Below are 19,120 nucleotides of genomic sequence, written 5' to 3' on the forward strand. Positions count from 1 at the left end.
GCGCACCCGGTTGGTTCCTGGGAAAATGCGGCTCTATCGCCGCCCATCGGGCGTCCGAAAGCCAAAACAGCTGGGCCATTCATGCCTCCAATCTCCCGATTGAAGGGTATGAATCTGATCCGCAGACCACGAGCAATACCATGATTGAGTCTGGAGCCTAACAACTATAAATTCTTTGCGGATAAACCATTAAAGAGCATAATCATAGAAATTTATTATAGACAGTGCTAATCAATCAGGGGGCACATTATGCTATTGCAGGTCCAAGATCCAAGATATAGAAACAACTCTGTAACTGAAGATAGCGAAACCCCACACTCGATAATACACCTTGGCTCATATAATGACGACCATATAACTGGAGGTGCCGGTGATGATGTCTTGTATGGAGACAAAGGATACGATCACATGTTCGGCAAAGCCGGTGATGATATGATATTCGGGGGGGAGGGGCATGACCATATCACAGGTGATGACGGCGATGACGTACTGAATGGTGAGGATGGGAACGACGGAATCTCTGGCGGACCAGGTGCCGACATCTTAACCGGGGGACCAGGAGCAGATTATTTCTTCTATGGATCTGCACAAAATACTATCGGCGACATCATTACAGATTTCTTGGGCCTACAAGACACCGTACCGGATAAAGAGCGGGATACTATTTCTCTTGCCCGTACAGGGGCTTATATCTTCAGCTACCATACTCCTCTGCCTTATGCTGTGTGGTATCAGAAGGAAGGCACAAGCCTGGTTATCATAGGTGACACAGACGGGAATCCCACGAATACGGAAATACGCCTGACTCTTGAAAACAAGAGTGCCATATATGCTGGCGACCTTGATATGTCCGCAACATTCCTGTACGGCCTTCTGGACCTGACACATCAATCAGGATTGCAGAAACTTGACCTGAGCGATCCCTCATACAAGGACGTAACCTGTGTTCTGGGATCAATGTACGCGCTTAATGAGATCAAGGGCCACGGCGGAGGACAGAAACTGGTTGGTGGGTATTATATCGATTGGCTGATGGGAGGAGACGGGGGTAACAATATCCTCAACGGCAGGGGGGGGAGACGATACCCTGTACGGGGGAGCCGGAGAACACGACAAAGCCATATACACATACGAAACCCGCAATATAGCGGTGACACTGGAAGAGCCGTACTTCCTTGCATCCGTTTACCTGAATGGTGCATTTGAGGGGATGCTGCGGGATATCGAAGACATAGACAGTGGCTCTGGCGACGACCATCTCATTGGCAATACACGCGACAACTGCCTGCGCGGTAATGATGGAAATGACACCCTCGAAGGGCGCGAAGGGAATGATGATCTGGATGGTGGACCCGGACGAGACAGTATGACGGGCGGTCCCGGGGCAGACCGCTTCCGATTCAGCGGCATGGCAACGGATTCAGTCGATGACCTTGTTACTGACTTCAATGCCAGCGAAGGAGATCGCATACATATCGCAACCAGTATTGATGCCAACGCCACCAAGGACGGAGTACAAGCCTTCACGTTCGCAGGAACAACAGCAGCATCCCCTCATTCCCTGTGGATACACCATACGACCCCAGACGGGGGAGGCGGCATCCAGTTACGGGGAGACACAGACGGAAACGCGGATACGCACGAATTCAGGGTCTCACTACCCGGGATACAAACACTCGACCCCACAACACTGATCATAGAAGATCTAATGTAAGCGTACCGGATCCAAATCAAGGTGCTGGCTCCGGATAACAGCAACCTCAGGCAGCTCTGACATTAGCAAGAAAACGCTCGACCAGCGAACGTAGTTGCCGCGCGTCTTCTGTCAGGGTCTGCGATGCGTTCAGAACCTTCCCGGAAGCAGCTCCGGTCTCTTGGGCCGCATCGCTGACACCGGAAATTGTCGATGTCACAGCCGTTGTCACCGTCGCAGCCTGACTGACATTGGCCGAGATATCCCGGGTAGCGGCGCTTTGTTCTTCTACTGCACTGGCAATGGCGGCCGCAGCATTGGTTGCCTCATCGACAGATGATACGATCATCTCGATGGCATCTGCGGCATTTCCGACAGCTGTCTGAATGGCGTCAATACGTTGCCGTATTTCTTCTGTGGCTCTTGCCGTTTGCGAGGCCAGATCTTTTACTTCACTGGCTACAACGGCAAAGCCCTTTCCATACTCGCCGGCACGCGCTGCTTCTATTGTGGCATTCAGGGCCAGCATGTTAGTTTGTCCGGCTATATCGGTAATCAAGTTAACAACAGCCCCAATTTCTACTGCCGTAGATTTAAGGCCCAGCACAGCATAAGTTGCGTCATGGGCCCGCATCATGGCCGAACGCGAAAGCTCGGAAGACTCATGAACCTGACGGCTGATTTCCTGAATTGAGGCCCCAAGCTGTTCAGAAGCACTGGCAACCATCTGAACATTGGTTGATACCTGTTCAGAAGATTGAGCAACCGACAAGGCTTGAGAGCTGGTTTCCTCGGCAATGGCAGACATGGACTGGGCCGTTGCATTCAGTTCATCTGTCGCACTGGCCACCGTTTGCAGAAGAGTTCCGACATCACGATCAAAAACCTGCATCAGCTCACCCAAACGGACACCTCTGGCAGCCCTGGCTTCAGCATCGGCTTGGCGCTCAGCCTGCAATGCCTCATTCTGGATCATATTGTGCCGGAACACTTCAAGTGCCGATGCAATTTCCCCAATCTCGTCCTTGTAGTCCAAGGCTGGAATGGCAACCGTCACATCACGCTCGGCAAGTCTGCGAATGGCGGCGGTAATGGACTTGAGGGGGTGACTGATGCCAAGCGCTACCACAGACGCAAACAAAATACCGGCCAACAAGACAAAAATAGCGATAATGCTAACTGTTGTCCGGGTACTGGCAAGAACATCAAGCGCTGCCGTGGATTGCTCGTGGAAGCCACGGACCCCGGCAATACGAATATCTTCTGCCATACGCACCAAGGCGGCACCGCGCTCTGCCATCTCGGGCTGAATAACATCCCTGTTATACAGGGAGATCTCGGCGACACGACTGAAGGAAGCCCTGTATCCCGTAATCAAACCAACAAGGCGGGCACCCACGTCGGCTTTCCCAACGCGTGCCAATTGCTGACGCAAAGACGCTGCACCAGCAAGAGCCTCATCCAAGGCCGGAATGACAGTCGAAGCAGGATCTTGTCGGTCATCAACCAAGAAACCGCGGGCAGCAAAACGCGCCGCCGTAAATTTCTCGGAAATCTCCGCTGCGCGAAGAGCCACAGAAGCCTGCCCGGCAGCCTCCGCATCTGCACGTACTTTGTTAAGCAAGGACAGGGTATCCGGCCCGAAGCGATCAATGGTCTCCTGAACCATCTTGTTGCGTTCCTCGGTCAGCGCTGCCCGCTTCTCGAAACTTTCCAGATAAGAAGCAATCTGCTTTACAGCCTGCCGAAGCTGGTCTTGCACATAGGGGTCCTGGGTATCCAGAATCAGGTTGTCAAAGTGTTGACGGACAACAGCCGCCTGGCGCCGCACAGGATCAACGTGCGACAAGTCATTGGTATAGAAAAACGCTGTTACCAAGCGCCTCATAGTCTGTAAATCGGCATCTGCCGCTGTACTTCTGACGGTCAGCTCGGCCCCAAACGTAATGGCACTCAGGGAACGCGCCGATTCCCGACCACTCCACCACAAAGCTGAAGCAAAACCAGCTGTTACAAGCAGCAAAACAGAGAAACCCGTAAAAATGCGCGTTGAAACCCGGAACTGCGACATCGCCTTGAACATGACAGAGTCTCTCCCCCAAGAGCAACAGTCACTCTGGCAGATCTGGAATCTGCAGAACGTGACTGAAACACAGAATATATTCTGCTACCAGGGGCTTCAATAATAACAAAATAAAACCATTGCAATTAGAGGCTGGAAATAAAAGAAAAAATATAAATTATAAATTGAGTATTTGAATTACCTCAATTTATCGATGCTTATGATTTCATAAGATATATTGGTCATAATAATATATAAATGAACATTATACGCAACTAAGTTCATAGAGAAATATAACCAAAGATATACAAAAGATACGCAAAAGGCGTGTCCAATAAGAAAAGTGGACACCCAGCCTGGATGGCATGATCCATGCCCATAAGAGCCATGGCAGCCCTTAGAAAGAGCGACAGGATCCATGGCAACCATACACATCAGCGCAACGCAACGTATTAGAAAAATTACGGAAATCCCTATAGACTTGGACAAACGACACGCGAGCCCAGGATCCAAGATGGCTCTCCTTGAAGCATTCCTGCGTCGCATTCTGCAAACAGGTGCCCTAGAGTGCGAAGATATAAAAGCCATAGAGCACGCGCTCTACCTTACAGAGGAAACAACAAGAGAGCGGAGCCGTATAACAAAACGGCCCGAATATGACACGTAAGGTCCCACACATAGATGGTTTTGGTAGCGTCGCGCCATAAAGTCGCATAACATTGATTATGACTATGAATGACGCAGCATGCCTTGAAGGCAAAGCGGAATAAAACGATACAACTACCATCTTAAGTATTTAGGAAGCGGTGGCTACAGGATGCCAGACAGCGACGACACGCCACAGAACAGCGCACAAAGCAATAAAAGAGGCCTTTGGGGCAGCCTGCGTGGTTTTTTCTCACAGGTAGCGACCCCTTCGCCCACATCGACAAACTCTGCACCGCTCCCCATGGAACCCATGAAGGGCGAAGAGGATCACTGGGTAGATCTTACGCTCGAAGAAATACTGCAACGCAAACCGGAACTGGAGGTCCATCTCGTCAGCCTAACCCAGTTCCGCCAAGCCATTGGAGATACATGGGACCGAGTTGGCGCAAAAGCTATTATGCTTGCAGAGTCAACTCTGCGAAAAGTTGCAGGGCACGGGAATCCGGTACGTGTTTTTGGCGAAGAGGGCGTTTTTCTCTTGGCATTCCCACGCCTTTCAGAACTTGAAGGACGCAGGCGCGCAACTGAAGCCGCGATTGCCGTTGGACAGAAGCTGGTTGGGGCCCGATTCCGTATTGTGGGAGATGGCATGTCTTCTCCGCTCGTTTGCCTCGCATCCAGCAAGGGAAACGAGCTTATTGATCCACAAGGAAATTTCGCAGAGCAGGCGATCCTTGCCATGGAAACAGAAGCAACACCGCTGGCAGAATCTGCGGCTGTTAACAATGCCGAGGCTACCGCAAAAGCAGGGCAAGACAGCACAGACCTCTTCATTTCGATGACTTCATCCGACAGCAATGACCCTGAGTGGTCCCCCATAGACTATGAAACAGACAGGCACGATAATGAGATCAACACGATCGATAAAAATAGCAAGCTAAGCCAATATAACCCAAAGTGGCGCACCATGAAACATAAGAGCCGAAATGAAAGCATAAAACTCATACCCATAGATCACAAAACAAATAGAAAAGAATATTTTAATGAGTGGGTTCCTATAAAAAAGGACAATACATGAAACAATATACAACAACGAAAGATAATCCTACTTACATATTAATCCATTTCAAATAGAATCGAGCAAATCTATCCACACATTTCACTTGTCAAATAGTATCACGCACCATATATAGGGTCTTCGGGAGAGACCACCGTACTTCAGTGCATACTGTCGGAATTGCCCCCACGTATACACCCTGAACATTGACCATCGGAAAAACCACATGGTTTCGCGAGTTCTGTTTGTTGACGACGAACAAAACGTTCTGTCTGCCCTTCGCCGTACATTCCACGGAGAGTTCGAGCTAGAGACAGCAGGGAACGCCGTGGAAGCCATGCGCCTTTTTCTGGATGGAGAGCGCTTTGCAGTTATGGTAACAGATATGGACATGCCGGCCATCAATGGCTTGCAGCTTCTTGAACAAGTCCGGAAACATTCTCCGCGTACCTGCCGTATTGTCCTGACAGGAAAACCGAACGCCGATGCCGCAACCGAGCTTCTGTCAGATGGCTTGGTTTTCCGCTACCTCCTCAAACCCTGCACACCTGCAAAACTACGTGACATTATTCGCGAAGGCATTGTTTCTTATGAGCAAGCTAACCTGCGCAGCAACAATGCTCGACATTTCGATACCCCAGCAACAGAATCGCGTCATGCACGACAAACCCAAGTTTATCGCTTGCGCAACGGGGATGAGGTAGCAGCCAGCGTCTTGGACCGGGATGGACGGGTTCTTGTTTCCAGCGGCACTGTCCTGGACCAAGATCTCCTGAGCAAACTCAGAAAGCTACTGGAAGAAGGCCGTATAGGAGAAAACCTGACCATTTACAGCACCCACTGAGAAATGGACCGAATTCTATGGTGGAGCTGACATACTTTTATATTACTATTGGTATTTCAATAGTCATAGTTCTTGCTCTTCTGCGCCGAAATGCACAGCTCTATACCGCGCACCGGAAGGATACGGCCGAACAGAAACGCATGGCCAGCGTCATCAATATTGCTGCAGACTGGGTTTGGGAGACAGATCGCCGGGGGCGCATCACAACCATCACACCATCCTTCACAGATATAACCGGAATCCCCGTATCTGATGTTGTCGGGAGAACGCGAAGGGAAATTCTCGGGCGACCAAGTAAAAGTTCTCCTCCCGGCTTGGAGAAAGCATTCCGCACGCGTGCACCATTCTCAAACCTGATCTTTACTATCCCCACATCAGAACAACAGATGATGCACATCAGCATCAGCGGAGCGCCCATTCTGGATCGTCACGGTCACTGGAAAGGTTACCGTGGCATAGGGAAAAACATCACCACTGACGTTGCAGCCCGGGAAGCCGTTCAGTCTGCTGAAGCACGCCTTCACATCGCTATAGAGGGAATCGCCGAGGGCTTTGCGCTGTGCCAGACTGACGGCACCATCACGTTGCGTAACAGACGACTGCGGCAGATGATTGAAAAGGCAGGGGGGCGCTTCAATAGTAAGTTCACCTTGCATGATGCGCTCTCATCATGTGCGGAAAACCCTGCCGATGTGCGGGATTTGCTGGACAACTGGTCTACACGCATCATGAGACCGGTGACGTTCCGCTGCTTGAACGGACAGTACTACCTTGTCCGTTTGCAGATCACACCGGACAACAACCTGCTGGTCACTGTGGGCGACGTCACGGAACAACAACGTGCCCAAGATGCCGAAAAACGTCTGGAAGAAGAGCGACGGCAGGCCCAGAAGCTCGAAGCAATCGGAACACTTGCCGGCGGCATAGCCCATGAAATCAACACACCAATTCAATACATAGGCGACAATGTGCGTTTTGTAGCCGGCGTACTGCCGGAACTGATTGCCATTGCAATGGACATGGCAGACAGCGCAAACAATGATACGTCCGTACAAGCGGCAACAGAAAGATGCAGGAAGCTGGATCTTGGTTTTATTGGGCCGGAAGCCCCCTTGGCTCTTGAGCAAGCCTTGGAGGGCATAGAAGCGGTCAGCCGGATCGTGCTGGCCATGAAGGAGTTCTCACATCCAAGCTTGAAAGATCCCGTCCCCTTCGACCTGAATCATAATCTGCAAAGCACCATCACCATATCGCGCAACGAATGGAAACTCGTTGCCGAAGTGGAAACAGACTTTGAAAACAACCTGCCCCCTGTAACCGGTTTGCCCGGCGATCTCAATCAGGTTTTCCTGAACCTGATCGTCAACGCCGCACATGCCATTACGGATTATAATGATACCCAAATGGGAAAGATCACGGTTTCAACCCGTCAGGACGGTGATTTTGTCGAGGTTAGAATTGCAGATACCGGATGCGGTATTCCCGATGGTATACGCGACAAAATTTTTGAGCCTTTCTTCACAACAAAGGATGTAGGCCGAGGAACAGGCCAAGGGCTGGCGATTGCTCACGACATTGTTGTGCGCAAGCACAAGGGCCGGATTGATATTCAAAACCGTGAGGGAGGTGGCACAATCTTCGTTGTGCGGATTCCCTTTGACCCTCCCTTGTCGCAAAATTATGAGGAGTCTGTTGAGACCTTCTCGGAAGAAGGACACTGGTGATGAGTCGCATCCTGTTTGTTGATGATGACCCAAGACTCCTGCAAGGGCTCAAGCGCCTGACCATAAGCCGGGGCAGCACATGGCACTGTGACTTTGCACTCTCGGGGGCCGAAGGTGTGAACCTGCTGCGTCAGGGGGCCTACGATATTGTTGTCAGTGATATGCAAATGCCGCGCATGAATGGCGCAGAATTCCTGGAGCAGGTTCGTATCCTGTCCCCACAAGCTGTTCGCATTGTACTCTCGGGCTACTCACACATAGAAAGCGTTGTTTCTGTTGCGGGGTCAGCCCATCAATATCTGGCAAAGCCATGTTCTTTTGAACAGCTGATGGACGTTATTGTCCGGGCTTTGGCACTACGACAGTCATTTTCAAGAACAGCCCTGCACAGCATCGCCGGCAAACTGCATTCCCTTCCCTCTCCATCAGAACGATACACGCGGCTTCTCGCGCTTCTGGAGTCACCGCTTACATCAACCGATGCACTTGCAACCGTCATGAAAGATGACATTGCCATGGTCGCCGAGGTTCTGAAGTTGACAAACAGCCAATACTTTGCCCTGACAAACACAGCAACGAGCATCGAACAGGCAATCCGGCTTCTCGGTACCGAGATCATACGCATGCTTGTCTTCAATGTCGGCATATTCAGCAGCTTCAAATTGACCGGGCCTGCTGCAATCCTTATGGGCGCCCTGCAAGCACGAGCCATGCGGCTATCAACAGAGTGCGCAGGACGTGCGGCCGATGCGGGATTACCCAGTACAACCGTACAGATGGCACGTATTGCCGGCATGTTATGTGAAATCGGCATTCTTGTTCTGTTGAATGACATGCCCCAGTCCTACACAAAGTTGGCCTGCGATACGGCAGTCACCCGGCTCCGCCTTCTGGAAGCGGAGCAGGAAATCATGGGCATCAACCACGCTGAACTCGGGGCCTATCTCTTGGGATTATGGGGCTTCCAGGATGACATTGTGTGGGCTTTAACTGCACTCTCACCTTGTGCACCGGCCGGGCACGATCCCGGCCCGATTGCCCCTATCCTGCAAAATCTGCTTGCTGAAGATCCGCTTGAATACACCACACAGTCATTGGCCACACCAGCGTGACATCACGCACCGGCCCTCAACCATTCAGACAACATCGCCTGACTATAGAGGCTGGCTACTTCACGAATAAAACGACTGAAGTCAGCGGAAGCGTTATCATCGGCATAGTCTGATATGGTCCGAAGCGCTGCGAACGGAATCTCATAATCCGCACAGACCTGTGCCACAGCGGCGCCTTCCATTTCAACGGCAAGAACCTCAGGAAGATCTTGTCTCAGGCCGTGACTCTTGGATGCATCAGAAACAAACTGGTCACCACTGGCGATCAAGCCTTCATGCAAACGAGGCGCCTGCAAGGCAAACGTATCGACAGCGTCAGCACCAACATGCCCACCGACGTCGGCAAGGATGGTTTGGGCCGCACTCCCCAGACGCGCAGACAACGCCTTGTCAGTCTCAAAATGACTAAGACCATACAGAGGCACTTCATGCCGTGGGAACAGAGGCGAGGCATCCATGTCATGCTGCACAAAACTATGTGCCAACACGACATCACCAACCCTCAGCCCTGTTCCTATGCCACCTGCAACACCCGTAAAGACAATCTGCTTCACGCCAAAATGCTCGACCAAAACGGTTGCCGTGGTTGCAGCAGCCACCTTGCCAATGCGGGAAAGCACTACGACCAGAGAATGACCGTGCCAGTTTCCAAGCCAGAAGTCTCGCCCAGCCACCCGCACGCACTGCTTATCGGGAAAAACATCCAGAACAGCTGCCAACTCTTCGTGCATCGCACTCATAATGCCGATTGAGGTCATGTACGCTCCAAATCCCAATCTGGAAAGAATAGGATTTAGTACGCATAATGATATTGCATATCAATAAAATAATAACGTTATGGATAAAATCTATAGGTTAATTGCGCTGGGACTAAGTTCAAAAACACCAGGCAAAGTAATACTGAATTCTGCCGCGTCAGAATCACCATCTGTATCAGCATACAAGATGATACCATTATCAGATTTTATTAGCCACACAGACCAATCTTCCGGACCATTGGAACTCCAAGCCAAACAGTCGCTGCAGTTTCCGATTTCCATGCCAAGGTCAATGCGGTCGCCTTGGGCAAAGTTAAAATCAAGAATAACATCGTCCCCCAAACAGTCCGGTGTGTAGCTGAAAAAGTCGGCCCCTTCTCCCCCGGTCAGAGTATCGTTCCCCTTTCCTCCTGTGAGCATGTCATCACCGGGACCTCCAACCAGAATATCATCCCCCTCATCGCCGTTCAGCGCATCACAACCCGCATAGCCAAACAGGATATCATCACCGGCCTGACCGGACAGATTATTGTTGCGTCCATTTCCAATAATCGTATCAGCACCCTGCGTTCCGGAAGCATGAAGAACCTCAGCATGCTGCGTCAAATCGAGCACCACCCCAACAGAGGTATCAGCACCGGCGTCAAGAAAATAAAAAACAGGTCGGGGCGGAGCAGGCCTAGGCAAGAGGAAGCTGAACCACGGACCAAAGAATAAAGACGATAGCAGGAAAAACGTAGACCCGGCCCACGAAGGCTCAGAGGAATCATATGAACCAGAGCCAAGATCAACGAGGGAAGCCTTGACTGAAGCCCCAACCCCCACATCAGCAGCGGTCAAAAATGAAATGTCCTCTATGAAAACATCAGGACCATCCAGCAGCAAATCTATTTCTGCTGTTCCCGGATTACCATCAGTATCCCCCAACAGACGCAACGCCCCCTGCGATTCCTTGCGTGTCCACAAAGCATGGGGCATCGGCTTGTCTGCAATAAAGGCAAAATGACCAACACCAGAGAGATTTATCGTATCTTCACCGGATACAAAATCTTTGAGGATATCGCCCTTAACCTCTGCCACAGAAGCATAGACAAATTCGTCGCGCCCCTCATCCCCATAGAGACTGTCTGCGCCAAGACCACCCCGGATAACATCATCACCTTCTGCCGCAAAAATCAGATCATTTCCGGCGTCCCCAAAGATCCAGTCATTAGAGATATGGCCATCGATCCGGTCGTCACCATCTGTGCCACGCACGCCAATGTCCCAAGCCGCAGGGCGACGACGCGCAAGGTATACGATATCCAGCAGGGCATCACCCAGAGGGGCCATGTGACTGCCATCAAGAATCGACTTGTTCATCCATTGCTCTCCCGCCGTTATGCTTCAATCGCTAAGAGAGCATAACACCTTATGGATGAACATAGAGATATTTACCACCATAAAAACGCAAGGTGTTTGGCAGATGGTTTGCCTCAGTGTCTGTTTATAGACAGAAGCGATCTGGAGTTTGGTTGCCCTGATATGAGAAGAGGTATGTTGCAACTCTCTTCTCTGAAAAATATACACACAGCGATTACCAATGATTATCTGGCCAGATGTAAGGCAAGCAGTATAATTGAAGCTGGAAACACTTTCCCACTATTTGACCGGACCCATACATGGTTGCACACCACGCTGTTCGTTTTCTTCAGCTTATCCTTGGCACGTTATACCTGTGGAGCATGTCAGCAGAACACGTAATGGCACAGGATCGCGCTGCCTTGGAACGCTATCTGCACGAAGTTCGTATTCTCCTGCAAACGGACATCTGCGCACATGAGGAAGAAGCGTACAGTCTCCTTGCCAAGAGCCCTGTATCACAACGGAACAATCCCGTGTCCATGCCTGAAGGTAACTTGGCGCAACGCTTGAAACAGGCTGTTGTCATGGTGGTAACCCCGACGGACAGTGGCTCTGGCTTCTTCATAGACAAGCACCACATTGTGACCAACTATCACGTCGTCTCCTCTTCCGGCCCCGAGGGGGTTTTTGTAGCCGGTCCGGGATCGGTGGGAATACAGCGGGCTGAGATTGTTGCCACCCTTTCCGGAGAGGCGGAAACCGCCTCCGACTTCGCCTTGCTGAAAGTAAACGGCCCCCCCTCACCTGGTTTTCTACCACTTGCCGAGAGTGCTGCAGAACTGGACCACGTCATTGCAGCAGGCTTTCCTGCGCTTGTCCTTGGCAACGACGTTGGGTTTCGTCGTTTTATGAAAGGCGATCTGTCCACACTGCCCGACGTGATCCTGTCTCGGGGCTCCATCATGGCCATTCAGAACCGTAAGACAGCAGCCCCCAGCATTGCCCATTCCGCTTCCATCTCAGGGGGAAGCAGCGGCGGCCCGCTGGTTGATGCGTGTGGACGAGCCATCGGTATCAACACGTTCATTCGTGTTGATGTCAAACAGGCCAGCAATACCGGGTACGCCATACCGGCCGAACCCCTGATTCAGTTTCTGAAAGGACAGGGTATCCAACCAACAATCCAGACAACACCTTGCCCCAGCAGCTAATCAAACCTTACTGCCCCAGAGCCCGGTCTACCTGTCGGCTCAGGTCTTCTTTCTGACGCTGCAAAGCATCAAGACGCCGTTTCTTTTCCGGGACAGGTGTTACCGGATCGCTCCGCAACTGGGCAATCTTTGCTTCCAGAGATGCTATCTCTGCCTTCAGGTCATTGTTATGACCCTTGGCTTTCTCCAGCCTGCTCTTTAACGCACGCAGCTCTTTCTCAAGCTGGGCATAGCGCTTCTCTGCAGCGGCACGATCTTCCGCAACAGACGCTTGTTCCTGCTGTGTCCGGTCATATTCGCGTTTCTTCTGGGTGTTGAGGTCTTGCTCATTCTCCAGGGCTTCCTGCCTCTCCTTGACCCGTTCCTCATAGCCCCCGGATGCCAGATGACGAATGCCGGACAAAAAGCCGCCTTGGGCAGGATCCGTGTTGGATGCGCACCCCGCCAGCAGAACACCAAAGGACACAACCAATCCACGACACACCAACCGGAAAAACACCATCTTCTCTCCTGCCCTAGCCAATACGGGATACCTTGCGACGCTGCACAAGACCGTCCAGATCTTTCTCAAGCACGAAGATCTGCTGCTCCAGACGTGATATTTCGGCATCCATTGTCGCCAGTTTCTGTTCTGAACCCTGTGTCTTTCCACGGGCAATGGCATATTCCTCGTGTCTTTTCTTCAGGTTTGCGACCGTCTGTTCCAGATACTTGGTATTGTCATCAACACCTGCAAGCTGGGTACGGGCCTGCTCGCGGCTGATCTGCCCGGCTGCAATCTGTTTCTCCAGACGCTCGATCGTTTTTGTATCCGTTGCAATAACCTGGCGGCTTGCATCAATCAAATCAGCAAGCCGCTGATTGTCAGCACGCACATCGGCGGTCATGACATCCAGCCGCTCTTCCGTCGAAGCATACTCCTCCTGCTTGTCTGCAACGTAGTACCCTGCAGCACCACCAACAGCCGCGCCGGCTGCACAGCCCAAGGCAATGCCACGACCACGCTCACCACCCCCGCGCCCGGAAGCCAGCACACCAATCAACATGCCCGCCACGCAGCCCAAGGCAGCACCTTCGGCAATCGTTTGATTGAACGTTGCAGCCTGGTCGCGCATACGCTTCTCAGCCGGTGTCATGGATGACTCATCCCGTGTTGTCGCACACCCGGACAACAACAGGCTGACCCCAAGAATAAAGGCCGTTACTTTCCCCGCTACCCTCATACATAACCTCTTGCCGACGGCTACAGTTTAACAAAGTCCTCAAGCCAAGCTTTTCGGCGAATCTTCTGGTTTGCACGATATACCAGAACGTGTGATAGATGGCGATCGATATACGGCACTAGGTGAGACAAGCCCAAATTCTTCATCTCGACAACCAGAATACTCTTTTGCCGTGACAAAGTGGCCTCGTCATACTCTTCTGCTGTACGAACAACCGTATCAGCGTAATACCTCAGATTATCCTGCAAGGCCGCAGTATTTTCATCAAGCTGTTGACGGTAGCTTGATGCCCGCTCTCCTTCGGGATCGCTGTTGTGCTGGCTCTTCCAGATTGATTCAAGCTGGGCAACCCACTGTCCATCATCGGATAGTTTCTGCCCCAAAAAGGCCCCCATTCTGAGCGTAGTGCGTACAGCCCGGTCGCGAGCCTCATCACGGGCGGCCAGGTCAGCCTTCAGTTTGTTCCCTATCTCGCGCAAACGACGCTCCAGAGCCGGGTCGGCAACCGTGTCAGCCAGAAGAGACAAATCCGCAGACGGTGTTTTACCTCGTGGCGCCGTCCCGTACTCACCCCCACCTGTCTCTGATCCCAAATGGTTCCACGCCTCCTGGACAGATTTTACAGCAGCACGGGACGTCAGGGCCGGAACAGATATCACAACACGGAAACCTGTTGTTGCTGCCCGGCGTGGCCCCAACGCATCAAAGAAAGGAATTTCGGAACGCAGGGACGTGCGTATGTCTGCTTCTGCGGTCATATAGTGCCCCCCGCGCACAACAAAACCACCCGGCTGACCGTGATACCGTCCAGGTCGGACCAAATGAAACGTATCAAGCACAATCTCGTCCAGATTACCCAGCATGTCATGCAACCCCAACGGACCTGGCTCGAGAAGGCCGACAAACTGTGGCTTACCGTTGGCAGATTGCGTGCCGGCATACCAGGCATGGCGAGACAGCGATTCCTTGATGGGAAAAACAGGCTCGTTAAAATCCGCAGGGGATACGGATGCACCACCCCTGGCCGCATATTCCCATTCGGTCTCGGTAGGCAGACGGATAAAACCGGCCTCATCTCCCTGACGCGGAAGAAAGTCAGGCTGTGTCTTGCGCAACCAAGTGGTCAACTTCTCGGTAAAAGACAGCGCATCGAACCAGCCGACAGACCCTTGTGGCAACCGGCCCTGAGGTCTGGGAACAGGGCAGCTGGAACCCATGACAGACTGATATTGAAGAACATTGGTTTCATATCGCGCCATCAGGAAATAGGTCTGAACCGGGCTGTCGCGGAACCCTCCCGCCAACCACTCGGTTCGCGTGCCCTCAAGATAGCCGGGACCGCCGGAGGTACTGCCAAGAACAAGACGCTTGTCACCCAAGGGGCCATCAACCGGTATCGCCACCTTCCGGAAGACCATGGCTCCGTCACATGGCAACGGAATGATGACATCATCCTGCATGGGCTTCGGATTATAGTACTTCTCATCCCATCGTGCCCACGTTGCTGATGAGGAACACAAGAAGAGCAGGAAAATAAAAAAGAACCTAGACATCCCGCAGACTCTCCGCTGGCTCAAGTGCCAGAACCCGAAGCACCGCAACCGCCGCCGACAAGGCAGACAGAACCAGGGTCAGAAGCACCGCGATCACAACAGACCAAGGGTCAAGATCACACACGAATCCTTCCCCAGACAGGTTGGCCGTCAAGGTTCTGTTGAACAAGGCGGCCACAATGGCATACAGCACAAGTGACACAACAATACCGCATACCGCCACCAGAAGCGCCCGTGTTACCGGGAACAAGGCTACAGAACGACTATCAAAGCCGACAAGGCGCAACAGTGCCAGATCACGCTTTCGTCGCTCGACATCAGCCCATAATCCTGCCGCCATGGACAAGACAAACCCGCCCGTTGCCAATAGTGCAAGAACAGAAAAAATGTAGGTCAGAACCCGGTCTACAGCCTGCACCATCTCGATATCATCAGCACGTGTTCTGACCTCCATCCCCTCCGCACGAAGACGGGCTGCCAAGGCAACAACACCATCAAGATCACGCGCGAAAAGACGTGCGCTGGCAAAAGAGCGTGTATCCATATTCGCGGGGTCTGACAGTGTATCTGCGCGTCCGTCACGCCAGTCCTCAGCGGCAACAAGCAAGGACAAGGAAACAAATGCAGCAGTCCTTGGAAAACGGTCTTCGGACAAGATAGCGGCAACGACCAGCGGCAACTTTATAACCTGCCGTTCTCCGGATATGGCACGAGTCAGGAAGCCTGTCAGGGCATCCTCTTCCTTGACCCCCAGCCGATCTGCTGCCGCCCGGCTCAGAGCGATACGGTCAAAGCCGGATGGGAAAAACCCGTTCGGTGGGAACAGGGGATCCCTAGGACCGGAAGGCACAAGCTCCATACCCTCGACAGAGCGACCAGAAGCCGTACGCACATCCAGCGTTGCCGACAGAGAACGGGTCCGCGGTATCACAAATCCAACCTCTGGCAACTCTCTCAAGTGGCCGAACCAGTCCGGACCCAGCCGATAGTTCCCGACAAGCAGAATCTCCAGATTCCGAGGATCTTGGAGAAGACGGGATCGCAGGGTCTCGACAATACCGGTTTTCAGGCCCAGAAGAACCAGAAGCGGCGCCATAACCGCAGCAAGAGCTAAGATCTGGCACATCGCAACACGCCAGTCATGGCGACAATCGGCCCACGATAACCGGATAATACGCCAGGCTATCACGGGCAGGCTCCATTCCATGTAAAAAGGGTCCGGGGACCGGATGCATCCTGTGCAGGCAACGCAACCAGTGTCGGCAAGTCCATGCCACCAACAAGGGACTGGTCATGACTAACCAGAACCAAGGCAGAACCGGATGCCTTCACCAATTCCAGCAACAGGGCCATGACATCAGCAGAACGGGCCGGATCAAGCGCCGCCGTTGGCTCGTCAGCAAGCACAAGATCCGGCTTATACAAAAGGGCACGGGCCACAGCCACCCGTTGGCGTTCACCAATAGATAAAGCCGAGGGCATCAGAGATATAAGGGGGCGTAAACCAAGCACATCAACAAGATAACCTTCCCATGCGGGGTCAAAGACGGCTGCCTCTCGCGCTGAAAGTCGTATGTTGGCCAACACATCCACGAAAGGTAACAATCCCCCGGTCTGAAGGATATAACCAAGACGTTCGGCCCTGACCCGGGCCAAGGCATCCTTCCGCCGCGATGCCCACAAAGCTGGAATATCAATACCCCGAACCTGAAAGGTGCCTGCCGATCCTGGTTGCAGTATCAAGCCAAGGATATCCAGCAAGGTACTTTTGCCACAACCGCTTGGCCCGGTCACAATTATTGCCTGCCCGGAAGACAAGGACATGGCCGGAAGAAGGAAACGAAATCCCCCGCGAGACCCTTCCAAGGACTGGATATCCAGAACACACGTGCTCACGGCATGGCATCCAGAGGAACCGGGTACACCGCCTCCCCGGGATCAAGGCCGCCATCCAAGGAGACCCAGCGGCTTACATCATCATTATACACCTGGTACAGGCGGAGTTTCCGTTCTATTTCATCAAGGAAAGCTTGCTGCTGGCTTATGCTCCAGCTTGACCATGTCTGTTGGTCAAGGTCCAGAACCTTGGACCGATAAGGCAGGTCATCCAGATACTCACCAAGCAAACCCAGATCCGCCAACCGACGGGCCTGGTCACGTTTGACAATGTTGGGATCACGACCCAGCGTCGCCGCAACAGACCGCAGTTGGGCGAAGAAATCGCCCGGTGACAGTTGCGCTGCCTGCCCTGCCGTGCTGATTGTCTGCAACACCTGCTGCAGATCCGAAAGCTGGTTCCGGGTCAGTAGAACACGAACTTCGGTTGTTGGTATCTCAGGGTGTTCAAGGTCACGATCAGCAATCCATGCCGAAAAGAGAGGCGGAGCCTGTGTTCCTTCCGTACGACCAAGCCAAGCCAGCTGCATGGCATGCCCCAGCATGGCAGCATCCTGACGAACACGCGAGAGGCTGCCCCCCGATTGCACATAGCCGGGATCTGCTGTCCGGGCAGCACCCGGAACCGATTCACCGCGCCGGGCAGCACCAACCTGCTCGACAATCGCATCACCCAAGGCATCAACCATTGACCCAAAAACATCCACGGCCCCTGATTCAACAGGATAATACAGTGGGCGCTGCAAAAGGGGATGACGGGTCAAATCCTTGTACTGGGCCTCCGCTTCAGCGTGATTGGCTTTCCCGGCCGGGGTTTTCAGGTGAAGGGCATAAACGGCAAGCCCGCGGTGCTGAGCCTCAAGACGAACCTGAGCAGCATCCAGTCGGGTTGACGACAAGGGATCCTGCCCCTGCAAGGCGCCGGCATCGGTAATAAGGATTACATACCGCCCACCGAAAGAAGACCATTGGATACGCTCCACTGCCGTCATGATACCGGCATAGGCATCTTCGGAGAAACGCGCAGAAGACACAGTTGCCGCCTTCAAGTCAGCAACACGATCCAGGAATTCTTTACCGCTGCGCACCTCGGATGGATCGGCAAACACCCTGGACACATACTCTAGTTCTGGAGTGCGATCGACATTGGAACGAAAGGCAATCATACCGAACCGTACCTGATCCAGAAGCCCTGCCTTCTCGATATGCCCGTAAATCCGCCGCACCGCTTCACGGGTACGGTCAATGTAAGGGCCCATTGACACTGTGGAGTCAATCACAAAAACAACAGCCGCAGTAAAGTTCCGCAACGCGCTTACCCCACTGGAAGAAGGGGTTGGCGCAGCAACTGTCTTGCCCTCATCACGACTGACGGAAGCAATTTCCAGCATCCGGACACGGTGCCCATGGCCGCTGAATGTTTCCTCGGCTTGGAGGATAGGGAGCAGGTAAAAATGACTGGCAAGGTCAACATAGTTTTCAGGCTCTACAGACACGACATGGGGATCATGCCCACCTGCCAGCACAGCTTTGCGCAAGGGGTCGATACGCGAGGCCGGTTGATCGGCTTCGACAATGGCAGCAAGGCTGTCACGATCCCGGAACAACAACGCCCGCTCGCGCCCGGACGGATTGGTGAAGGCCAATGTCAGCTGCTGTTTCCAAGGTAATGTAAATCCAGCCTCAACCCAGCCATCGACTTGGCCGTTTGCTGTCAGGCCAACTTCAAGCCAGGGGACATCGCCTATTGTCTTGCGGTCATAAACATAGAAACGGGTCAGGGCTGGCTGTTGCATACCCGGTCCATCACCCGGGCTGCGCTTGAGGACAGCCCCCGGACGGGCTAGTACCCTTTCATAAAGGGTTGTCTTGCCGGGCATGATCAGGGGGGAACGCGCGTGTGCGGCAGAAGCCTGTCCAATGCACAGGAGCACAGCAAAGAACACCAGCATGCGAACTGACGCGCGATAAACGGCAACTTTGGCCCGCACCATC

17 protein-coding genes and 1 pseudogene are annotated in these 19,120 nt (G+C 52.9%); 9 read left to right on the top strand and 9 right to left on the bottom strand.

The features are described 5' to 3' along the window. Positions 1–249: 249 nt before the first annotated feature. The 3 genes and pseudogenes from HEQ72_RS11810 to HEQ72_RS10035 all read left to right on the top strand — a co-directional run. A pseudogene (locus HEQ72_RS11810) lies at positions 250–399 on the top strand (hypothetical protein); the annotation flags it as partial. A 9-nt stretch (positions 400–408) separates the two neighbouring features. Further along, on the top strand, positions 409–1,206 hold the full coding sequence (locus HEQ72_RS10030) for a hypothetical protein (protein WP_245184316.1): 798 nt from the start codon (positions 409–411) through the stop codon (positions 1,204–1,206). A 4-nt stretch (positions 1,207–1,210) separates the two neighbouring features. Beyond that, complete coding sequence (locus tag HEQ72_RS10035) at positions 1,211–1,714, top strand: M10 family metallopeptidase C-terminal domain-containing protein (RefSeq protein ID WP_168023269.1); 504 nt, start codon at positions 1,211–1,213, stop codon at positions 1,712–1,714. Between the two features lie 46 nt (positions 1,715–1,760). On the opposite strand, the gene HEQ72_RS10040 is transcribed toward HEQ72_RS10035, so the two are convergent. Continuing rightward, positions 1,761–3,776, bottom strand: a complete 2,016-nt coding sequence (locus HEQ72_RS10040; protein ID WP_168023270.1) for a methyl-accepting chemotaxis protein — start codon at positions 3,774–3,776, stop codon at positions 1,761–1,763. Between the two features lie 493 nt (positions 3,777–4,269). On the opposite strand from HEQ72_RS10040, the gene HEQ72_RS10045 reads away from it, so the two are divergent. The 5 genes from HEQ72_RS10045 to HEQ72_RS10065 all read left to right on the top strand — a co-directional run bounded on the left by HEQ72_RS10045 (position 4,270) and on the right by HEQ72_RS10065 (position 9,140). Next, positions 4,270–4,422 (top strand): hypothetical protein, encoded by a 153-nt coding sequence (locus HEQ72_RS10045; protein ID WP_168020090.1) that lies wholly within the window; start codon positions 4,270–4,272, stop codon positions 4,420–4,422. A 150-nt stretch (positions 4,423–4,572) separates the two neighbouring features. Next, entirely contained in the window at positions 4,573–5,481 is a 909-nt protein-coding gene (locus HEQ72_RS10050; protein WP_168020089.1) for a hypothetical protein, read from the top strand. Between the two features lie 205 nt (positions 5,482–5,686). Continuing rightward, complete coding sequence (locus HEQ72_RS10055; RefSeq protein ID WP_168020087.1) at positions 5,687–6,304, top strand: response regulator; 618 nt, start codon at positions 5,687–5,689, stop codon at positions 6,302–6,304. Positions 6,305–6,321: 17 nt separating this feature from the next. Next, positions 6,322–8,028: an ATP-binding protein gene (locus HEQ72_RS10060; RefSeq protein ID WP_168023271.1), complete on the top strand. Its 1,707-nt coding sequence runs from the start codon at positions 6,322–6,324 to the stop codon at positions 8,026–8,028. Beyond that, positions 8,028–9,140, top strand: a complete 1,113-nt coding sequence (locus HEQ72_RS10065; protein WP_168020083.1) for an HDOD domain-containing protein — start codon at positions 8,028–8,030, stop codon at positions 9,138–9,140. The genes HEQ72_RS10060 and HEQ72_RS10065 overlap by 1 nt, the downstream gene beginning before the upstream one ends. Before the next feature lie 2 nt (positions 9,141–9,142). Here HEQ72_RS10065 and HEQ72_RS10070 read toward each other — a convergent pair whose 3' ends face one another. Together HEQ72_RS10070 and HEQ72_RS10075 are read right to left on the bottom strand one after the other, a co-directional pair. Further along, entirely contained in the window at positions 9,143–9,898 is a 756-nt protein-coding gene (locus HEQ72_RS10070; RefSeq protein ID WP_168020081.1) for a 5'-methylthioadenosine/adenosylhomocysteine nucleosidase, read from the bottom strand. A gap of 90 nt (positions 9,899–9,988) precedes the next feature. Continuing rightward, on the bottom strand, positions 9,989–11,260 hold the full coding sequence (locus HEQ72_RS10075) for a calcium-binding protein (protein ID WP_168023272.1): 1,272 nt from the start codon (positions 11,258–11,260) through the stop codon (positions 9,989–9,991). A gap of 299 nt (positions 11,261–11,559) precedes the next feature. Between HEQ72_RS10075 and HEQ72_RS10080 the strand changes: the two genes are divergently transcribed. Beyond that, complete coding sequence (locus HEQ72_RS10080) at positions 11,560–12,453, top strand: S1 family peptidase (RefSeq protein ID WP_168023273.1); 894 nt, start codon at positions 11,560–11,562, stop codon at positions 12,451–12,453. Positions 12,454–12,460: 7 nt separating this feature from the next. Here the strand turns inward: HEQ72_RS10080 and HEQ72_RS10085 are convergent, their stop codons facing one another. Genes HEQ72_RS10085 through HEQ72_RS10110 form a run of 6 tightly spaced genes read right to left on the bottom strand, consistent with a single transcriptional unit; the run spans position 12,461 to position 19,119 of the window. Beyond that, the gene (locus HEQ72_RS10085) at positions 12,461–12,955 is read right to left on the bottom strand and encodes a hypothetical protein (RefSeq protein ID WP_168023274.1); all 495 of its coding nucleotides are present in this window, start codon (positions 12,953–12,955) and stop codon (positions 12,461–12,463) included. Positions 12,956–12,968: 13 nt separating this feature from the next. Continuing rightward, positions 12,969–13,676, bottom strand: coding sequence for a hypothetical protein (locus HEQ72_RS10090; protein WP_168020073.1), 708 nt, complete (start codon positions 13,674–13,676; stop codon positions 12,969–12,971). 20 nt (positions 13,677–13,696) lie between these two features. Continuing rightward, positions 13,697–15,229, bottom strand: coding sequence for a formylglycine-generating enzyme family protein (locus tag HEQ72_RS10095; protein WP_168023275.1), 1,533 nt, complete (start codon positions 15,227–15,229; stop codon positions 13,697–13,699). Beyond that, complete coding sequence (locus tag HEQ72_RS11760; RefSeq protein ID WP_168023276.1) at positions 15,222–16,418, bottom strand: ABC transporter permease; 1,197 nt, start codon at positions 16,416–16,418, stop codon at positions 15,222–15,224. Before HEQ72_RS11760 ends, HEQ72_RS10095 begins: the two co-directional genes overlap by 8 nt. Next, positions 16,415–17,125, bottom strand: coding sequence for an ABC transporter ATP-binding protein (locus HEQ72_RS10105; RefSeq protein WP_168023277.1), 711 nt, complete (start codon positions 17,123–17,125; stop codon positions 16,415–16,417). Before HEQ72_RS10105 ends, HEQ72_RS11760 begins: the two co-directional genes overlap by 4 nt. Continuing rightward, the gene (locus HEQ72_RS10110; protein WP_245183265.1) at positions 17,122–19,119 is read right to left on the bottom strand and encodes a vWA domain-containing protein; all 1,998 of its coding nucleotides are present in this window, start codon (positions 19,117–19,119) and stop codon (positions 17,122–17,124) included. The genes HEQ72_RS10105 and HEQ72_RS10110 overlap by 4 nt, the downstream gene beginning before the upstream one ends. Between the last annotated feature and the right edge of the window lies 1 nt (position 19,120).

This window comes from Haematospirillum sp. 15-248, assembly GCF_012102665.1.
In the GTDB taxonomy this organism is placed as follows: Bacteria; Pseudomonadota; Alphaproteobacteria; order Rhodospirillales; family Rhodospirillaceae; genus Haematospirillum.

What these genes read in the sequence shown, in the direction of transcription:
- HEQ72_RS10085 (WP_168023274.1), bottom strand. Translation starts at nt 12,955, where the DNA reads ATGGTGTTTTTCCGGTTGGTGTGTCGTGGATTGGTTGTGTCCTTTGGT.
- HEQ72_RS10090 (WP_168020073.1), bottom strand. Translation starts at nt 13,676, where the DNA reads ATGAGGGTAGCGGGGAAAGTAACGGCCTTTATTCTTGGGGTCAGCCTG.
- HEQ72_RS10055 (WP_168020087.1), top strand. Translation starts at nt 5,687, where the DNA reads ATGGTTTCGCGAGTTCTGTTTGTTGACGACGAACAAAACGTTCTGTCT.
- HEQ72_RS10040 (WP_168023270.1), bottom strand. Translation starts at nt 3,776, where the DNA reads ATGTTCAAGGCGATGTCGCAGTTCCGGGTTTCAACGCGCATTTTTACG.
- HEQ72_RS10075 (WP_168023272.1), bottom strand. Translation starts at nt 11,260, where the DNA reads ATGAACAAGTCGATTCTTGATGGCAGTCACATGGCCCCTCTGGGTGAT.
- HEQ72_RS10050 (WP_168020089.1), top strand. Translation starts at nt 4,573, where the DNA reads ATGCCAGACAGCGACGACACGCCACAGAACAGCGCACAAAGCAATAAA.
- HEQ72_RS10110 (WP_245183265.1), bottom strand. Translation starts at nt 19,119, where the DNA reads ATGGTGCGGGCCAAAGTTGCCGTTTATCGCGCGTCAGTTCGCATGCTG.
- HEQ72_RS10065 (WP_168020083.1), top strand. Translation starts at nt 8,028, where the DNA reads ATGAGTCGCATCCTGTTTGTTGATGATGACCCAAGACTCCTGCAAGGG.
- HEQ72_RS10095 (WP_168023275.1), bottom strand. Translation starts at nt 15,229, where the DNA reads ATGTCTAGGTTCTTTTTTATTTTCCTGCTCTTCTTGTGTTCCTCATCA.
- HEQ72_RS10035 (WP_168023269.1), top strand. Translation starts at nt 1,211, where the DNA reads ATGCTGCGGGATATCGAAGACATAGACAGTGGCTCTGGCGACGACCAT.
- HEQ72_RS10070 (WP_168020081.1), bottom strand. Translation starts at nt 9,898, where the DNA reads ATGACCTCAATCGGCATTATGAGTGCGATGCACGAAGAGTTGGCAGCT.
- HEQ72_RS10080 (WP_168023273.1), top strand. Translation starts at nt 11,560, where the DNA reads ATGGTTGCACACCACGCTGTTCGTTTTCTTCAGCTTATCCTTGGCACG.
- HEQ72_RS10030 (WP_245184316.1), top strand. Translation starts at nt 409, where the DNA reads ATGTTCGGCAAAGCCGGTGATGATATGATATTCGGGGGGGAGGGGCAT.
- HEQ72_RS10060 (WP_168023271.1), top strand. Translation starts at nt 6,322, where the DNA reads ATGGTGGAGCTGACATACTTTTATATTACTATTGGTATTTCAATAGTC.
- HEQ72_RS10045 (WP_168020090.1), top strand. Translation starts at nt 4,270, where the DNA reads ATGGCTCTCCTTGAAGCATTCCTGCGTCGCATTCTGCAAACAGGTGCC.